At 65.8% G+C, this 14,858-nt stretch carries 15 protein-coding genes and 3 tRNA genes; 7 read left to right on the forward strand and 11 right to left on the reverse strand.

Annotated features, from left to right (window positions below):
- The first annotated feature begins 3 nt into the window (after window positions 1–3).
- The 3 genes from G3N97_RS07875 to G3N97_RS07885 all read left to right on the forward strand — a co-directional run bounded on the left by G3N97_RS07875 (window position 4) and on the right by G3N97_RS07885 (window position 2,135).
- Complete coding sequence (locus G3N97_RS07875) at window positions 4–624, forward strand: SCO family protein (protein ID WP_205992732.1); 621 nt, start codon at window positions 4–6, stop codon at window positions 622–624.
- A gap of 84 nt (window positions 625–708) precedes the next feature.
- Window positions 709–1,170, forward strand: a complete 462-nt coding sequence (locus G3N97_RS07880) for a copper chaperone PCu(A)C (protein WP_205992720.1) — start codon at window positions 709–711, stop codon at window positions 1,168–1,170.
- A gap of 77 nt (window positions 1,171–1,247) precedes the next feature.
- Window positions 1,248–2,135, forward strand: coding sequence for a cytochrome c oxidase assembly protein (locus G3N97_RS07885; protein WP_241030455.1), 888 nt, complete (start codon window positions 1,248–1,250; stop codon window positions 2,133–2,135).
- Window positions 2,136–2,155: 20 nt separating this feature from the next.
- Here the strand turns inward: G3N97_RS07885 and G3N97_RS07890 are convergent, their stop codons facing one another.
- The 7 genes from G3N97_RS07890 to uvrC all read right to left on the reverse strand — a co-directional run bounded on the left by G3N97_RS07890 (window position 2,156) and on the right by uvrC (window position 6,895).
- Window positions 2,156–2,644: a GNAT family N-acetyltransferase gene (locus G3N97_RS07890; protein WP_065061328.1), complete on the reverse strand. Its 489-nt coding sequence runs from the start codon at window positions 2,642–2,644 to the stop codon at window positions 2,156–2,158.
- Window positions 2,645–2,702: 58 nt separating this feature from the next.
- Window positions 2,703–2,975 carry a DUF2164 domain-containing protein gene (locus G3N97_RS07895; RefSeq protein WP_205992721.1) on the reverse strand — a complete coding sequence of 91 codons (273 nt, stop codon included), beginning with the start codon at window positions 2,973–2,975 and terminating at the stop codon, window positions 2,703–2,705.
- A gap of 174 nt (window positions 2,976–3,149) precedes the next feature.
- Window positions 3,150–3,223 (reverse strand) — tRNA-Cys (locus G3N97_RS07900).
- 122 nt (window positions 3,224–3,345) lie between these two features.
- A tRNA-Gly gene (locus G3N97_RS07905) sits at window positions 3,346–3,421 on the reverse strand.
- A gap of 73 nt (window positions 3,422–3,494) precedes the next feature.
- Window positions 3,495–3,570 (reverse strand) — tRNA-Gly (locus G3N97_RS07910).
- Between the two features lie 243 nt (window positions 3,571–3,813).
- Window positions 3,814–4,404: a CDP-diacylglycerol--glycerol-3-phosphate 3-phosphatidyltransferase gene (pgsA, locus tag G3N97_RS07915; RefSeq protein WP_205992722.1), complete on the reverse strand. Its 591-nt coding sequence runs from the start codon at window positions 4,402–4,404 to the stop codon at window positions 3,814–3,816.
- Between the two features lie 130 nt (window positions 4,405–4,534).
- Window positions 4,535–6,895 (reverse strand): excinuclease ABC subunit UvrC, encoded by a 2,361-nt coding sequence (gene uvrC / locus G3N97_RS07920; protein WP_205992723.1) that lies wholly within the window; start codon window positions 6,893–6,895, stop codon window positions 4,535–4,537.
- Between the two features lie 244 nt (window positions 6,896–7,139).
- On the opposite strand from uvrC, the gene earP reads away from it, so the two are divergent.
- The 4 genes from earP to G3N97_RS07940 all read left to right on the forward strand — a co-directional run bounded on the left by earP (window position 7,140) and on the right by G3N97_RS07940 (window position 11,571).
- On the forward strand, window positions 7,140–8,498 hold the full coding sequence (gene earP / locus G3N97_RS07925; protein WP_205992724.1) for an elongation factor P maturation arginine rhamnosyltransferase EarP: 1,359 nt from the start codon (window positions 7,140–7,142) through the stop codon (window positions 8,496–8,498).
- A 188-nt stretch (window positions 8,499–8,686) separates the two neighbouring features.
- On the forward strand, window positions 8,687–9,244 hold the full coding sequence (gene efp, locus G3N97_RS07930; RefSeq protein ID WP_205992725.1) for an elongation factor P: 558 nt from the start codon (window positions 8,687–8,689) through the stop codon (window positions 9,242–9,244).
- A gap of 277 nt (window positions 9,245–9,521) precedes the next feature.
- Complete coding sequence (locus G3N97_RS07935) at window positions 9,522–9,731, forward strand: CsbD family protein (protein WP_065061324.1); 210 nt, start codon at window positions 9,522–9,524, stop codon at window positions 9,729–9,731.
- 454 nt (window positions 9,732–10,185) lie between these two features.
- Window positions 10,186–11,571, forward strand: a complete 1,386-nt coding sequence (locus G3N97_RS07940; protein WP_205992726.1) for a sigma-54 dependent transcriptional regulator — start codon at window positions 10,186–10,188, stop codon at window positions 11,569–11,571.
- A 92-nt stretch (window positions 11,572–11,663) separates the two neighbouring features.
- Here G3N97_RS07940 and nagZ read toward each other — a convergent pair whose 3' ends face one another.
- The 4 genes from nagZ to recO form a co-directional block, all read right to left on the reverse strand.
- A complete protein-coding gene (gene nagZ / locus G3N97_RS07945) occupies window positions 11,664–12,704 on the reverse strand; it encodes a beta-N-acetylhexosaminidase (protein ID WP_205992727.1) in 1,041 nt (346 codons plus the stop codon).
- A gap of 72 nt (window positions 12,705–12,776) precedes the next feature.
- Complete coding sequence (acpS, locus tag G3N97_RS07950) at window positions 12,777–13,199, reverse strand: holo-ACP synthase (protein WP_065061321.1); 423 nt, start codon at window positions 13,197–13,199, stop codon at window positions 12,777–12,779.
- A 70-nt stretch (window positions 13,200–13,269) separates the two neighbouring features.
- Window positions 13,270–14,037, reverse strand: coding sequence for a pyridoxine 5'-phosphate synthase (gene pdxJ, locus G3N97_RS07955; protein WP_205992728.1), 768 nt, complete (start codon window positions 14,035–14,037; stop codon window positions 13,270–13,272).
- Window positions 14,034–14,858 (reverse strand): DNA repair protein RecO (recO, locus tag G3N97_RS07960; protein ID WP_205992729.1); only part of this gene is annotated, 825 nt, incomplete at its 5' end. The genes pdxJ and recO, both read right to left, overlap by 4 nt.

A 14,858-nucleotide genomic window follows, 5' to 3' on the forward strand; every position in this document is an offset into this window, starting at 1 on the left:
CGAATGGCGCGCGCCGCGCAGCGATTTGTCCCGGCGATCGCTTCATCGGGCACCGCGTTGGCCACCGCGGCATTACTCAGCGCCTGCTCGCATCCCGCCGAACCGTGGCAGTTGACCGACGTGCAAGGCCATCTGCCCGACCTCGCCTTCACGCTCACCGCCGACAACGGCCGGCCGATGACGGCCCGCGATCTGCGCGGCCAGACCACGCTCGTCTACTTCGGCTACACGCATTGCCCGGACGTGTGTCCGGAAACCATGGCGCGGCTGATGCAGGTCATAGCGAATCTCGGACCCGACGCGCAGCACGTGCGGATACTCTTCATCTCCGTCGATCCCGCGCGCGACACGCCGAGCGCGTTGCACGCCTACGTGGGCGCTTTCGATGCGCAGCACGCGCTCGGCCTCACGGGCAGCGACGCGCAGGTGGAAGCGCTCGCAAAACGCTATCGCGTCGCGTATCAGATGGAGAAGCGCGATCCGGACGGCAGCTACGAAGTCACGCACAGCTCGGCCGTCTATGTGTTCGACGCGCAGGGCCACGCGCGCCTGCTCGCCACCGACCGGGACACACCCGCCGCAATCGCGCAGGACGTGCGCCGCGTCATCGACACGCCCGCATGACGGCGCATGACGGTTAAGGACGACTAGCCACGCGCCGCGCGCAACATGAACCGATTTCCCGTACTACCCGCAACAGGAACTGCCATGACGATGAAACTCAAGTCCCTCACCGCAACGTTCGGCTTTGCGCTTGCCTGCTCGTTCAGCGCGTTCGCGCCTGCGGCTCACGCCGCCGACGTGGCGATCAGCGCGCAGAACGCATGGGTGCGCTGGCTGCCGAACGATCTGCCGGCGGCGGGCTATGTCACGCTCAAGAACGATGGCGAGAAGCCCGTCGATCTCGTCGGTGTATCGAGCGACGACTACGGCATGGTGATGCTGCATCAGACGGTGTCGAACGGTTCGACGCAGAAAATGGTGATGGTTCACAAGGCGACGGTGCCCGCGCACGGCACGCTCGACATCGCGCCGGGCGGCTATCACCTGATGCTCGAGCATGCAAAGCACAAGGTCGCGCCGGGCGACACGGTGCACCTCAAACTGAAGTTCTCGGATGGCGCGACGCTCGACACGCCGTTCGCGGTGAAGCCGCCGTCGCAGCAGTAACGCGTCGCTGACGCTTCAAAGCGCCTCCACTCAGCGCCTCGTGATGAACCCGCAATGAACCCGAGCAGAAGCCCGCGATGAACCCGCTCTACTGGCTCGATCCCTGGGAGCCTTCGCCGACCGTCGTGATCGCGATTGGCGTAGCGGCGCTGCTTTTCGTGCGCGGCCAGCAAAAGGCGCGCGTCACGCTCGCGCGCCGGCTTTCGTTCTGGTTCGGACTCGGCGCGCTCTACATCGCGCTGCACACGCGGCTCGATTACTTCTTCGAGCACGAGTTCTTCATGCATCGCGCGCAGCATCTCGTGCTGCATCATCTCGGGCCGTTCTTCATCGCCCTCTCGTACCCGGGCGCGGCGCTGCGCGCGGGCATTCCGTTCGCGTGGCGTCAGCGTTTCGTGCGGCCCGCGCTCGCCGCGCGGCCCGTGCGCATCGCGCTCGACGTGGTGATGCATCCCGTCGTCGCCGTGACGCTGTTCGTCGGGCTGATCTATTTCTGGCTGCTCTCGCCGATTCACTTCGTCGCGATGCTCGACTGGCGGCTTTATCGCGTCATGAACTGGAGCATGGTGATCGACGGGCTGCTGTTCTGGTGGCTCGTGCTCGACCCGCGCCCCGCGCCGCCCGCGCGTCTCGCGCCCGGCAAACGCGTGCTGGTGGTAATCGCCGCGATTCCGCCGCAGATCGTGCTCGGCGCGTTCATCTTCTTCACGTCGCACGAGCTTTATCCGATTTACTCGATCTGCGGACGCGCGTTCACCTGGCTTTCGCCGATGCGCGATCAGCAGATCGGCGGCCTGTTGCTGTGGATTCCGGGCTCGATGATGAGCGTGATCGGCGCGCTGCTGGCGTTGCGCCACTGGATGCGCCTTTCCGCGCGCGGACGTCTGCAGCGTGCGCAGCCGAGGCGTGGCCGCGCACGCGCCGCGCAGCAGGAACAGCAGCAAGACAAGCCGCTGCGCACCTGAGCGCTTCGGGTGTCAAACCATCAAGCCGAACGCATCCACACGTGCGGGATGCCGTCTTCGTCGTGAATCTCCGAAACCGGCGTGAAGCCGAATGCACCGTAGAACTTCTGCAGATGCGCCTGCGCATGCAGTCGCATGGGCACGCCCGGCCATTGACGCGCGCTGTGCGCGATCGCGCGTTCGAGCAGCCCGTTGCCGAGCTTGATGCCGCGAAAAGCCGGCGACGTCACCACCCGGCCGATCCGCACGTCGGGGTCGTCGGCGCTCGGCACCAGCACGCGCAGATAGCCCGCCAGCGCGCGCTTGCCGTCGCGCTCGCCCCAGGCGAACAGATGCCATGCCGTGTCGTCCTCGCCGTCGATGTCGCCGTAGACGCAGTTCTGCTCGACCACGAACACGTCGGAGCGCAGCTTGAGCATGGCGTACACGTCACGCGCGCTGAGTGCATCGAAGGCTTGCCATTGCCAGTCGAGTTGAACGGTCGGCAATGCGGGGGACTGCGCGGTCATAGGAATTCCATCGAAGCTTGCTGAAAGGCTGATTATGCCTTGCGGCACGAGCGAAACACTACTTGCGACGGCGCGGCGTCTCGTACTTGCGCCAGTATTGAAACGGCTCTTCGTGCAGATCGATATCGAGTTCGACGATGCGCGCCTGCATGCGCTCCTGGGCGTCGGCGATCGCGCGGTTGTAGATGGCCGGCGCGATCTCTTCGAGAAAGAAACCCAGCAGACCGCCCGCGGCGATATTGCCGATCGGTTCTTCCATGTTGGCTTCGAAGTAACGCTGGATCGACGCGATCGCGAGCGCGCGCTCTTCGTCGGGAAGTTCGATGGACATGGCGGAGATCCGGTGGGAAGCGATTCGCTATTGTGCACGCGCGATGACGACGTGGCGCGCGGCGATCGATGGCGCATCCGCGAAGAAATAGAGCAGCGAACTGGAAGCAGACGGAAGCAGACAGAAAGCGGAAAAAGAAAAAGCCACCCGAAGGTGGCTTTTTCTTGAACTACTTGGAGGCGCGAGCCGGAGTCGAACCGGCCTACACGGCTTTGCAGGCCGCTGCATAACCGCTTTGCTATCGCGCCAAAAGCGGACTGTTCGATGTCTGGGGCGCAAAAAACTGCTTGCGCTCACAACCACCGACAGATTTTTGCGATGGCCTTGCGGCCCACCAAACAAAAGGGGAAGCGCTGCTTCCCCGAGAATCTGGAGCGGGAGACGAGTCTCGAACTCGCGACCTCAACCTTGGCAAGGTTGCGCTCTACCAACTGAGCTACTCCCGCATATTTACTGCTTCACTACTCTTTACTACCGATACTTCGTTTCACAGTTTTGCAAAACGCCGCATCCAGAATCTGGAGCGGGAGACGAGTCTCGAACTCGCGACCTCAACCTTGGCAAGGTTGCGCTCTACCAACTGAGCTACTCCCGCGTATTTGCTGCTTTACTACCTTCGCCGCTGATTGACTGCTTATCTTCGGCTATTTCCTGCTATCTCCACCGCATCTGCTTCGTTTGCTGCTTGTCGTGCAGCGGAGAAGTGAGATTATGTATAACCCGCTGAATCGTGTCAACCCCTTCGTGTGATCTTTTTGGAAAAAGATGCGCGCCGGGGTCAATTCGCGCCGATCGCTGTCGGTGACTGAATCGACCGACCGCGCGAAATTTCCTCTGCTCAGAGGCTTCCGCGCTCGCGGATCTGCGGCCACGCGAGCTTCATGTAATAGAGCATCGACCAGATCGTCAGCACCGCTGCCACGTAGATGAGCCACGTGCCCCACACGCGCGAATCGAACAGCGTCTTGCCGTCGAGCGTGAGCGGCGCGTAGAACAGCAGCATCGGAATCGCGACCATCTGGCACGCCGTCTTGAACTTGCCGAGCTGATTCACCGCCACGCTCTTCGAAGCGCCGATCTGCGCCATCCACTCGCGCAGCGCCGAAATCGCGATCTCGCGGCCCACGATCACGAGCGCGATCACCGCGTCGAGACGTTGCAGGTGCACGAGCACGAGCAGCGCGGCCGTGACCATCAGCTTGTCGGCGACCGGATCGAGGAACGCGCCGAACGACGAAGTCTGGTTCCACTTGCGGGCGAGATAGCCGTCGAACCAGTCGGTCAGCGCCGCGAGGATGAAGATCCACATGGCTGCGACGTTCTGATGCATCGGGCTCAGCATCGACTGCGGCAGATAGAACACGCCCACTACGAGCGGAATCGCCACGATCCGCAGCCACGTCAGGAGAATCGGGATATTGAACGGCATCGGCGCGCGCAGTCTGTCAGGGGGAGTTGCAATTATGGGAGATGCAATTGTGCCGCGTCACCGGGGCTGCCACAAGCAAGCGTAAGGTTGGCGTCCGCGCACCGTCGATTCCCCGTGCGCGGACACGGCCTCAATGAAGCTGCTGATAGATCTGTTCCGCCAGCGCATGCGAGATGCCTTCGACGCTCGCCAGATCCTCGACGCTCGCCGCCATCACGCCGCGCAGACCGCCGAAGCGCGCGAGCAGCCGCTGACGCCGTTTCGCGCCGACGCCTTCCAGTTCTTCGAGCCGCGACGTCTGGCGCGTCTTGCCGCGCTTGGCGCGCATGCCCGTGATCGCGAAACGGTGCGCCTCGTCGCGGACCTGCGCGACCAGCATCAACGCCGCACTCTCCTTGCCGAGTTCGAGCGGCGCGCGGCCATCGGCGAACACCAGCGTTTCGAGGCCGACCTTGCGCCCTTCGCCCTTGGCCACGCCCACGAGTATCGCAGGGTCGAGTCCGAGTTCGTCGAACACTTGCCGCGCGATCTCAACCTGCCCCTTGCCACCGTCGATCAGGACGATGTTGGGCAAGGTGCCCCCCGTCGCGACCGGTTCCGCGCCGTCCGGCGACGCGGACGGATCGGCGGGATCGGTGCTTTGCAGCGCCTGCGCTTCATCGGTTTCGTTGCGCGCCGACTGCGCGACCATCTTCTCGTAACGGCGCGTGAGCACCTGGCGCATGGCCGCGTAATCGTCGCCGCCCGTGATGCCCGTGATGTTGTAGCGCCGGTACTCGCTCGACTGCATCTTGTGATGGTGATAGACGACGCACGACGCCTGCGTCGCCTCGCCCATCGTGTGGCTGATGTCGAAGCACTCGATGCGCAGATGCGCGAGATCGTCGAGTTCGAGACCGAGCAGTTGCGCGAGCGTGCGCGTGCGCGCCTGCTGCGAGCCTTGTTCCGAGAGCAGCCGCGCGAGCGCGAGACGCGCGTTCTGCTCGGCCATCGCGAGCCACGCGCGCTTCTGGCCTTGCGGCTGGCGCAGCACCGCGACCTTGTGGCCGGCCTGCTCGGACAGCACGTCGACGAGCTCGCGGTTCGCCGGCGGATGGCTCACCACCAGCACCGGCGGCACGCGGTTGCCGAAGTAATGCTGCGCGATGAAAGCATCGAGCACTTCGGATTCGATGCCGTTCGCGCGGGCCGCGCGTTTCGACGATTTCGGCTTCGCGGCGGAGGTTTCGTCGAGGCTGTCAGCGGCGTCGGACGCTTCGGTTTCGCTGCCGAGTTCTTCCGCGATCGCGAGCGGATCGGGCTGGTCGCCTGCGTCTTCGCTTATGTCTTCGCTTACGCTTTCACTTGCGTCCGCGCCTGCTTCATCAGCCGCGTTCTCTTCGTCTTCCGCCTGCGCCGCCGCGCCCGCGCTCGCCACCAGCGCCTTGCGCGCGAGCGACGGCAGCGACTTCAGCGCCGTCGCCGCGACCACCGTTTCCTCGCCGATGGTTTCCGCCACGCCGCCCTCTTCGTCGGTCAGCGCGCGCTCGACGTGCGCCGGGAAGTACGCCTTGTCGCCCAGATGGCGGCCGCCGCGCACCATCGCGAGATTCACGCAGACGCGCCCGCCCAGCGCGACCACGGCCAGAATATCGACGTCGCTCTCGCTGCCCGTCTCGATCGCCTGCTGATGCAGCACGGTCGACAGCGAACTCATCTGGTTGCGCACCGACGCGGCCTGCTCGAACTTCAGCTCGGCGGCGAACGCGTGCATCTTCGTCTCCAGCTCCTTCATCACCTCGCTCTGACGGCCGAGCAGAAAACGCGAGGCGTTGCTTACATCGCGCGCGTAATCGTCCTGACTGATCGCGCCGACGCACGGCGCCGTGCAGCGCGCGATCTGATGCAGCAGACACGGCCGCGTGCGGTTGTTGAACACCGAATCCTCGCAGGTGCGCAACTGAAACACGCGCTGCAGGATCTGGATGCTTTCGCGCACCGCGTAGGCGCTCGGAAACGGTCCGAAGTACTGGTTATTGCGATCGACCGCGCCGCGGTAATACGCCATGCGCGGAAACTTGTGGCCCGTGAGCTTGAGGAACGGATACGACTTGTCGTCGCGAAAGAGAATGTTGTAGCGCGGCGCGAGCGCCTTGATCAGGTTGTTTTCGAGCAGCAGCGCTTCGGCTTCCGAGCGCGTGACCGTGGTCTCGATACGCGCGATGCGCGTCACCATCATGGCGATGCGCGGCGAGAGCTGCGTCTTGTTGAAATAGCTCGAGACGCGCTTCTTCAGGTCGCGCGCCTTGCCCACGTAGAGCACCGCGTCGCGCGCATCGTAGTAGCGGTAGACGCCGGGCAGATGCGGCAGTTGCGCCAGCACTTCCTTCGGGTCGAACGCTTCGACTACGGCTTCAGCGACGACTTCGGCGGCGGCTTCGGGCGCGTCTGCGGGATCGTTGGAGTCGGCGGCGGAACCGTGGGAGTCGGCGGGATCGTGAGAATCGGTCATCCAGTCTGGGGACGTCTGTGAGCGTCGAGTTGCGTCGTGTCGGGGCAGGCTTGCGGGTGAGCGGCGGTGAACATCCGCGCGCGCGACGCGACGCGGTCATGCGGCTGCCCTAGAATCGCAAGTTTAGATCATTCCGCGCGGGCCAGAAGTACCCGGGATGCAACCCGGAAGCCGCCCAAAGCCGCGCCCACAAGCCGGCTCGAAGCAGCCCGCCCGCCGCCAGCCCTACTCGCCAGCCCACGTCATGTCCCACGCTCCCCGCTCCACCGCCGGCCCCGCGCCCGACGCCGTCCGTCCGCACGACGCCGCCGCGCCCCTCGCCTGCGACATCTTCTGCGCCGTGATCGACAACTTCGGCGACATCGGCGTCTGCTGGCGTCTCGCGCGTCAGCTCGCGCGCGAGCACGGCTGGGAGGTGCGCCTGTTCGTCGACGATCTGCATGCGTTCGAAAAGCTCTGCCCGACGCTCGACGCGTCGCGCGCGTCGCAGATGGTCGAAGGCGTGGTCGTCGAGCACTGGCATGAGACCGATCACGTGGGCGAAACGCTGCGGATCGCCGATGTGGTGATCGAGGCGTTCGCCTGCGAACTGCCGTCGGCGTATGTCGCGGCGATGGCCGAACGCACGCCCACGCCCGTGTGGCTCAATCTCGAATATTTGAGCGCCGAGGACTGGGTCGCCGATTTCCATCTGCGTCCGTCGCCGCATCCGCGTTACGGGCTGCTCAAGCACTTTTTCTTTCCGGGCCTCGGCGCGGGCACGGGCGGCGTGCTCAAGGAGCGCGATCTCGACGCGGCGCGCGCGGCGTTCGAAAGCTCGCCCGACGCGCGCGAGGCGTGGTGGCAACGCGCGACCGGCGGCCCGCCGCCGGGCCCGGAAGCCACGGTGATCTCGCTGTTCGCCTACGAGAATCCCGCCATCGACACGCTGCTCGAACAGTGGCGCGACAATCCGACGCCGGTCGTGCTGCTCGCGCCCCAAGGACGCATTTCGGGCGCGCTCGCGCGCTTCTTCGGCGTCCCGTCGTTCGGCGCGGGCGCGCGCGGCGAGCGCGGGTCGCTCACGGCGCACAGCCTCGCCTTCACCGATCAGCGCGGCTACGACGCGCTCCTGTGGGCGAGCGATCTGAACTTCGTGCGCGGCGAAGATTCGTTCGTGCGCGCGCAGTGGGCGGCGCGGCCGTTCGTCTGGCACATCTATCCGCAAGCCGACGACGCGCATCTGCCCAAGCTCGACGCCGCCCTGGAGCACTACACGCGCACGCTCGACGCCGCGCCGCGCGAGGCGCTCGAACGCTTCTGGCACGCGTGGAACGGCAACACCGGGCACGCGGCTGGCGCGCACGACGGTGGCGCGAGCGGGACGATCGCGGCCGCCGATAACGCCACGCCTGAGACCGCGCCTGAGACCGCGCCTGAGATCGCGCCAGGCACCGCGCAAAAGGCTCCGGATCGTGCGCCGGATCGTGTGCCGGATTGGGCCGACCTCGCCCGCCACCTGCCCGCCCTGAAAGCGCGCGCGCACGGCTGGGCAGCCGAACTGGCCCTGACCGGCGATCTCGCTGGAAATCTGGCCGAATTCGCAAAAACTCAGTTAAAATAAGCGGTTATCCGGCGGCAGCCGTCTCAAGCGACCTCGATTTCCGCACGCCTTGCAGGTCATACGCGAATACGCACACGAACACGCCGTTCGAAGCGCTACGCGTTCCGGCAGGGGGCCACAACGAACGCTTGCGACGTTTGCCGTCGCGCACACCCAAAGCTATCTAAATCTGGACAGGACAGTTTTTTATGAAGACCGCACAGGAACTCCGCGTCGGCAACGTCGTGATGATCGGTAACGACGCCATGGTCGTGCAGAAGGCCGAATACAACAAATCGGGCCGTAACTCCGCCGTCGTGAAGATGAAGTTCAAGAACCTGCTGACCGGCGCGGGCATGGAAACCGTGTACAAGGCGGACGACAAGTTCGACGTCGTCGTGCTCGACCGCAAGGAAGTGACGTACTCGTACTTCGCCGACCCGATGTACGTGTTCATGGACGCCGACTACAACCAGTACGAAGTCGAAGGCGAGATGATGGCCGACGCCCTCAACTACCTCGAAGACGGCATGGCTTGCGAAGTCGTGTTCTACAACGAGAAGGCCATCTCGGTCGAACTGCCGACGGTGCTCGTGCGCGAAATCATCTACACGGAACCGGCTGTCAAGGGCGACACGTCGTCGGGCAAGGTGCTGAAGACAGCCAAGCTGACCACGGGCTTCGAACTGCAAGTGCCGCTGTTCTGCAACATCGGCGACAAGATCGAAATCGACACGCGTACGAACGAGTACCGCAGCCGCGCCTAAGCTTCACGAGGCAAACGGCAACGCGAACGCGTCCGCATCGATGCATGGCGGATGCAATCGCGAAAGCGCCCCTCGGGGCGCTTTTTCTTTTTTTGCCGAACGTGTATGTTTGTGAGTGCCATGGGAAAACCTTACCGGTTTTGCCGGTGCGCAAAACGTGAGCAATATCGGCGCAGCAAGGCAAGGCGCTCCTGGCATGGTTTCTGCTGGTTTATTTCTGGGATAGCCACTTTTTATCGCGGCTAACGCACCCTCTTCCCGGAACCAGGAGAACTCGATGAACAACGACATCGCAGAAGGCAAGTGGAAGCAGCTGATCGGCAAGGCGAAGGCCGCCTGGGGCGAGCTCACGGACGATGAGCTGGCCAAGGCGGAAGGCCACGCCGATCGCCTCGCCGGTTTGATCCAGGAACGTTACGGCAAGACGCGTGACGAGGCGGAACTGGAAGTGCGGCGCTGGTTCGACGCGCATCGGCCGTTCGACTGATGTCAGCGCCGGTTTGCGCGCTGATTTGCGGATAGTTGCCCGGACCTTGGTACAAGCAGAGCGGGTACAAGCAGGAACAAGCAGGAATTACGCAGGTTCAAGCCGGCTGCCCGATAAAGGCGGCCGGTGTTGGGGGTAAAAAAACGGCCCGGCGCGGCATCTTGCGGCGCTCAGGGCCGGCGCAGCGCGCGGCGAGTCGGCTGCCGGATCCGCGAAATGCACCGCGGGTCCGCGAAACGAAAAAGCGGACAGACGCAGCAGGACCGCTGGAAGCGAGCGCCAATCTGGGAGGACCGGAACTGAATAACCTGCCTCGGGACACTGCGGTGATCCCGTTGAACTCTTCCGTATCGCGCCGCGCCCGTGCGTGCCGCGACGCCGCGTCGGGCTGGTCCGGCGCGTGCGTCTGCGCGCGTGTCGGGCGTGTCTGCGCTCATCCGTCAGCCCTTGCGCCATGCCACACGCCCTGATTGTCGAAGACGATCCCAATAGCCTGTCCGGCCTCTCCGCCATCCTGGCCGCCGATGGTTTCTCGGTCGATACCGCCGCCACGCTCGCCGACGCGCGCGCGGCGCTCGGACGCTTCATCCCCGACGTCGTGCTCGTCGACCTGAACCTGCCCGACGGCAGCGGCCTCGAACTGCTCCCGCATCTGCCCGCCCAGCCGCCCGGCGGCGCGCTGCCCGTGATCGTGATGACCGGCAACGCGACGGTCGAAAGCGCGATCGAAGGCCTGCGCCACGGCATCTGGGACTACCTGCTCAAGCCGGTCAACATCCCGCGCCTGCGCAGCCTGCTCGCACGCATTCCGCGTCCGTACGAACTCAGCGAGGAAGTGCGCACGTTGCGCGCGTCGCTGCGCGAACTCGGCCGTTTCGGCCCGATGCTCGGCCGCAGCAACGCGATCCAGCACGTCTACGACGCGATCGAACAGTTCGCGCCGACCGAATCGGCGATTCTCGTGCAGGGCGAGCCCGGCACGGGCAAGGAAGTCGCCGCGCGCACGCTGCATCAGCTGAGCCGACGCCGCAAAGGGCCGTTCGTGGTCTGCGACGTGCGCGCGCTGGCCGCCGAGGCCGCGGGCGGACGGCCGCTCGCGAGCATCCTGTTCGGCCACGAGCGCGGCGCGTTCAACGGCGCGGAGCAGCGCGAGCCCGGTCTCGTCGATCAGGCGTCGGGCGGCACGCTCTTCATCGACGAACTCACCGATCTGCCGCGCGCCCAGCAGGAAGCGCTGCTGCGCGCGCTCGACTCGCAGACCTTCATGCGCGTCGGCGGCAGCAGCGAAGTCGGCACCGATTTCCGCCTCATCGCCGCTACGCGCACCGTGCCGCGCGATGCGGTGCAGCAAGGCATGCTGCACGAGGATCTGTGGCTGCGTCTGGACGCCGCCGCGCTGCAACTGCCGCCGCTGCGCGAGCGCGACGAAGACGCCGCCCTCCTCGCCCTCGCGTGCGTCGATGCGCTCAATATCGAGGCGCACTCGCGCGGACTGACCGGCACGACGCGGCTCGTGTCGCCGGCCTTTATCCGCGAATGTCTGGGCTATGACTGGCCGGGCAACGTGCGCGAATTGCACGAACGCGTGCAGCGCGCGTGGCACGCGTCCGGCGAAGTGCTGGAGACGCTGCAGGCCGAAGAAAGCAACGGCGGCGGCACGCGCGACGGCAACGGCAACCGCGTGCAGGTGACGGTGGGCACGCCGCTCGCCGACGTCGAGGAAATGCTGATCCGCGCCACGCTCGACGCCGTCGGCGGCACGCGCCATCGTGCGGCGTCGCTGCTCGGCATCAGCCCGAAGACGCTCTACAACAAGCTGCAGCGCATGCGCCTGAACTGATCTGCACGACGCATTCGCGCACGAAAAAACGGCGGCCCTTCTCAGCAGAAGGACCGCCGTTTTGCTGTGTGGCCACGCGTCTGGCGCTCAGTTCAAGGCAGCACGCTGCGCAGCAGCGCCTGTGCGGAGAGATACGCGGGATCGGCCACCAGCTTGTCCCAGCGCAGCGCCTTGCCGCGCGGCATCAGACGGCGGATGCGCTTCGACGACGCCTTGCGCTCGCGCGACGGCTCTTCCGTGCGCAGCGCGTCGAGCACCTTTTCGGCTTCGTGCGGCTGGTTGCAGATCAGCACCATGTCGCAACCCGCGTCGAGCGCGGCGCGCGCGCCTTGCGCGAGCGTGCCGCCCTGGCGCGCCGCTTCCATCGACAGATCGTCGCTGAAGATCGCGCCCGGAAAACGCAGACGGTCGCGCAGGATCTCCTTGACCCACACGTGCGAAAAACCGGCCGGCTTCTCGTCGACCTTCGGATAGATCACGTGACCCGGCATGATCGCCGCGAGCGACAGACCGAGCCAGTCGTACGGCAGCGCGTCCTCGCCGAGAATCGATTCGAGCGGACGCTCGTCCACCGGCACCGCGACATGCGAATCGGCGGTCGCGAAACCGTGCCCCGGAAAGTGCTTGCCGCAATTCGCCATGCCCGCGAGCGCGAGGCCGTGATTCAGGCTCTTGGCGAGCAGCGTAACCACGCGCGGATCGCGGTGGAACGCGCGGTCGCCCACCACCTTCGACTGGCCGTAGCCCAGATCGAGCACCGGCGTGAAGCTCAGGTCGATGCCGCAGGCGCGCAGCTCGCTCGCGAGAATGTAGCCGACCGACGTCGCCAGCTTGGTCGCGAGCAGCACGTCCTTGTCCCACAGCGCGCCGATGCGGCCCATCGCGGGCAGCACGGTGAAGCCGTCGGTGCGAAAGCGCTGCACGCGGCCGCCTTCGTGATCGACGGCGATCAGCAGGTCGTCGCGCACGGCGCGGATCGCATCGGTCAGCGCGACGAGCTGCGCGCGGTTCTCGTAGTGGCGCGCGAACAGAATCACGCCGCCGGTGGAAGGATGCGCGAGGCGGCGCACGTCGTCATCGTTGAGCGACGTGCCGACCACGTCGAGCATGACCGGTCCGGGAATGAGTTTCATCGATCGTTGGGCGTATTGGGCGTAGAAGGCCGCGCCACGCGAGCGGCGCGCGGCGCGAGCGGATGGAAGGGATCAGCGAACGGGCGTCTGAACCGGCGGGCGGTCGGTTTCGGCGACCACGAACGAGACAGCGTAATCGCGTTCGTCGGTGATCGTCACATGGGTCGTGATGCCGCGCTCCTCGAGCCATTGCACGAGGTCGCCATTGGCGACCATGTACGGCTTGCCGCCGGGCGCGTTGAGCGTCTGCACGGCGCGCCAGGTCATCGGCATGTGCATGCCGAGGCCGATCGCCTTCGAGAACGCTTCCTTCGCCGAAAAACGCGTGCACAGATACGCGAGCCCGCGCGTGGCCGAGCGCGCCTTGCGCGCCTCGTAGACCGCGAGTTCCTCGGGGCCGAGCACGCGCTGCGCGAAGCGCCCGCCGGTGCGCTCCATCACTGCCTGCACACGGCTCACCTGGATGATGTCCGTGCCGATGCCGTAAATCGCCATGTATTCCTCGTGATGAACGGATGGTCGTGGCGCGCGCGGCACAACACGCGACGCGCGCGGCGCGGCGCTGTTACGCGTTCTGCGCGGCGAGACGCGACGACACCATGATCGCCTTCATCTCGCGCACCGCGTTTTCCCAGCCCACGAACACCGCATGCCCGACGATCGCGTGGCCGATGTTGAGTTCGTGAATGCCTTCGATGGCGGCGATCGGCTGCACGTTCGTGTAGTGCAGACCGTGGCCCGCGTTGACCTTCAGGCCGAGGCTCATGCCGCAGTTCACGCCCGCCACCACGCGCTCGTACTCGCGCTGCTGTTCGGCGGCTTCGTGCGCTTCGGCGTAGCGGCCCGTGTGCAGTTCGATCACGGGCGCGCCCGCGGCCTGCGCGGCGCGGATCTGCGTTTCGTCCGGATCGATGAAGAGCGACACGCGGCAACCCGCTGCGGCGAGCTGACGGCAGGCAGCGGCCACGGCTTCGAACTGGCCGGCGACGTCGAGGCCGCCTTCTGTCGTGAGTTCCGCGCGCTTCTCGGGCACGAGGCAGACGTCGTGCGGCTGGATCTCGCAGGCGATGTCGAGCATTTCGGCTGTCACCGCGCATTCGAGATTCATGCGCGTCTTGAGCAGCGGACGCAGCGTGCGCACATCGGCATCGACGATATGACGGCGGTCCTCGCGCAGATGCAGCGTGATCGCATCGGCGCCCGCCTCTTCGGCGAGCAGCGCCGCGCGGATCGGATCGGGATAAGCGGTGCCGCGCGCGTTGCGCAGCGTGGCGACGTGGTCGATGTTGACGCCGAGGTCGATCACGTTGGGCGAAGTCAGAAAGAAGCTCATAGGTTCTGCAGGTCGATCAGGATCTGGCGCGTCGCGAGCGGCGTGCCGCCAAGGTAAGTATTCAGCAGGAAACGCATCAGCGCCTTGCTCTGCGCGACGGTCTGGGGACGATGGTAATCGTCCTCTTCCATATCGAGCAACGTCTGGCCCGAAAGCACCGGCCATTGCGCGGGCCACTCGTCCGAGGCTTCGCGCACGCCGCGCTCGGGATCGAACACGTAGCGCCCTTCGGCCAGCACGGTCTTGCGGTTCACGGTGCGGTTGAGCGCGAGCGCGTAGCCGGTGTCGCGCAGCAGCACGCGCTCGAACGAGCGCAGCACCTGTACGGGCGGCAGATCGTGCGCGAGGCGCGTGAGCGTGACGACGTAATGATTGAAGAGCGCGGGATGCGGGTCCTCGCGCGCGAGAAACTTCACCAGCAGCTCGTTGACGTAAAAGCCGCACAACAGCGCGTCGCCGGTCAGCGGCAACATGCCGCCGACCCATTCGGCGCCCGTGAGCGTGCGCACTTCGCCCTTGCCGGTCCAGTTCAGCGTGAGCGGCTGGAAGGTTTGCAGCACGCCGCGCAGCGCCGAATGCGGCCGCTTCGCGCCCTTCGCGACGAGCGCGACGCGGCCGTGATCGCGCGACAGCACGTCGATGATCAGGCTGGTTTCTCGATAGGGATAGCTGTGCAGCACGAAAGCCGGCTGCTCGGCGACGCGATAGTCGGACGCCGTGCTGCGCGGCGTGCGCGGCAGTTGCGAGCGCGCGGTGGTCTTGCGGGGCGCGCGCGGTTCGGCGCGGCGTTCGAGCGTGGCGTCGGCGCCTTCGCCCAGATC

The organism is Paraburkholderia sp. Ac-20347 (assembly GCF_017104805.1).
Taxonomy (GTDB): Bacteria; Pseudomonadota; Gammaproteobacteria; order Burkholderiales; family Burkholderiaceae; genus Paraburkholderia; species Paraburkholderia tropica.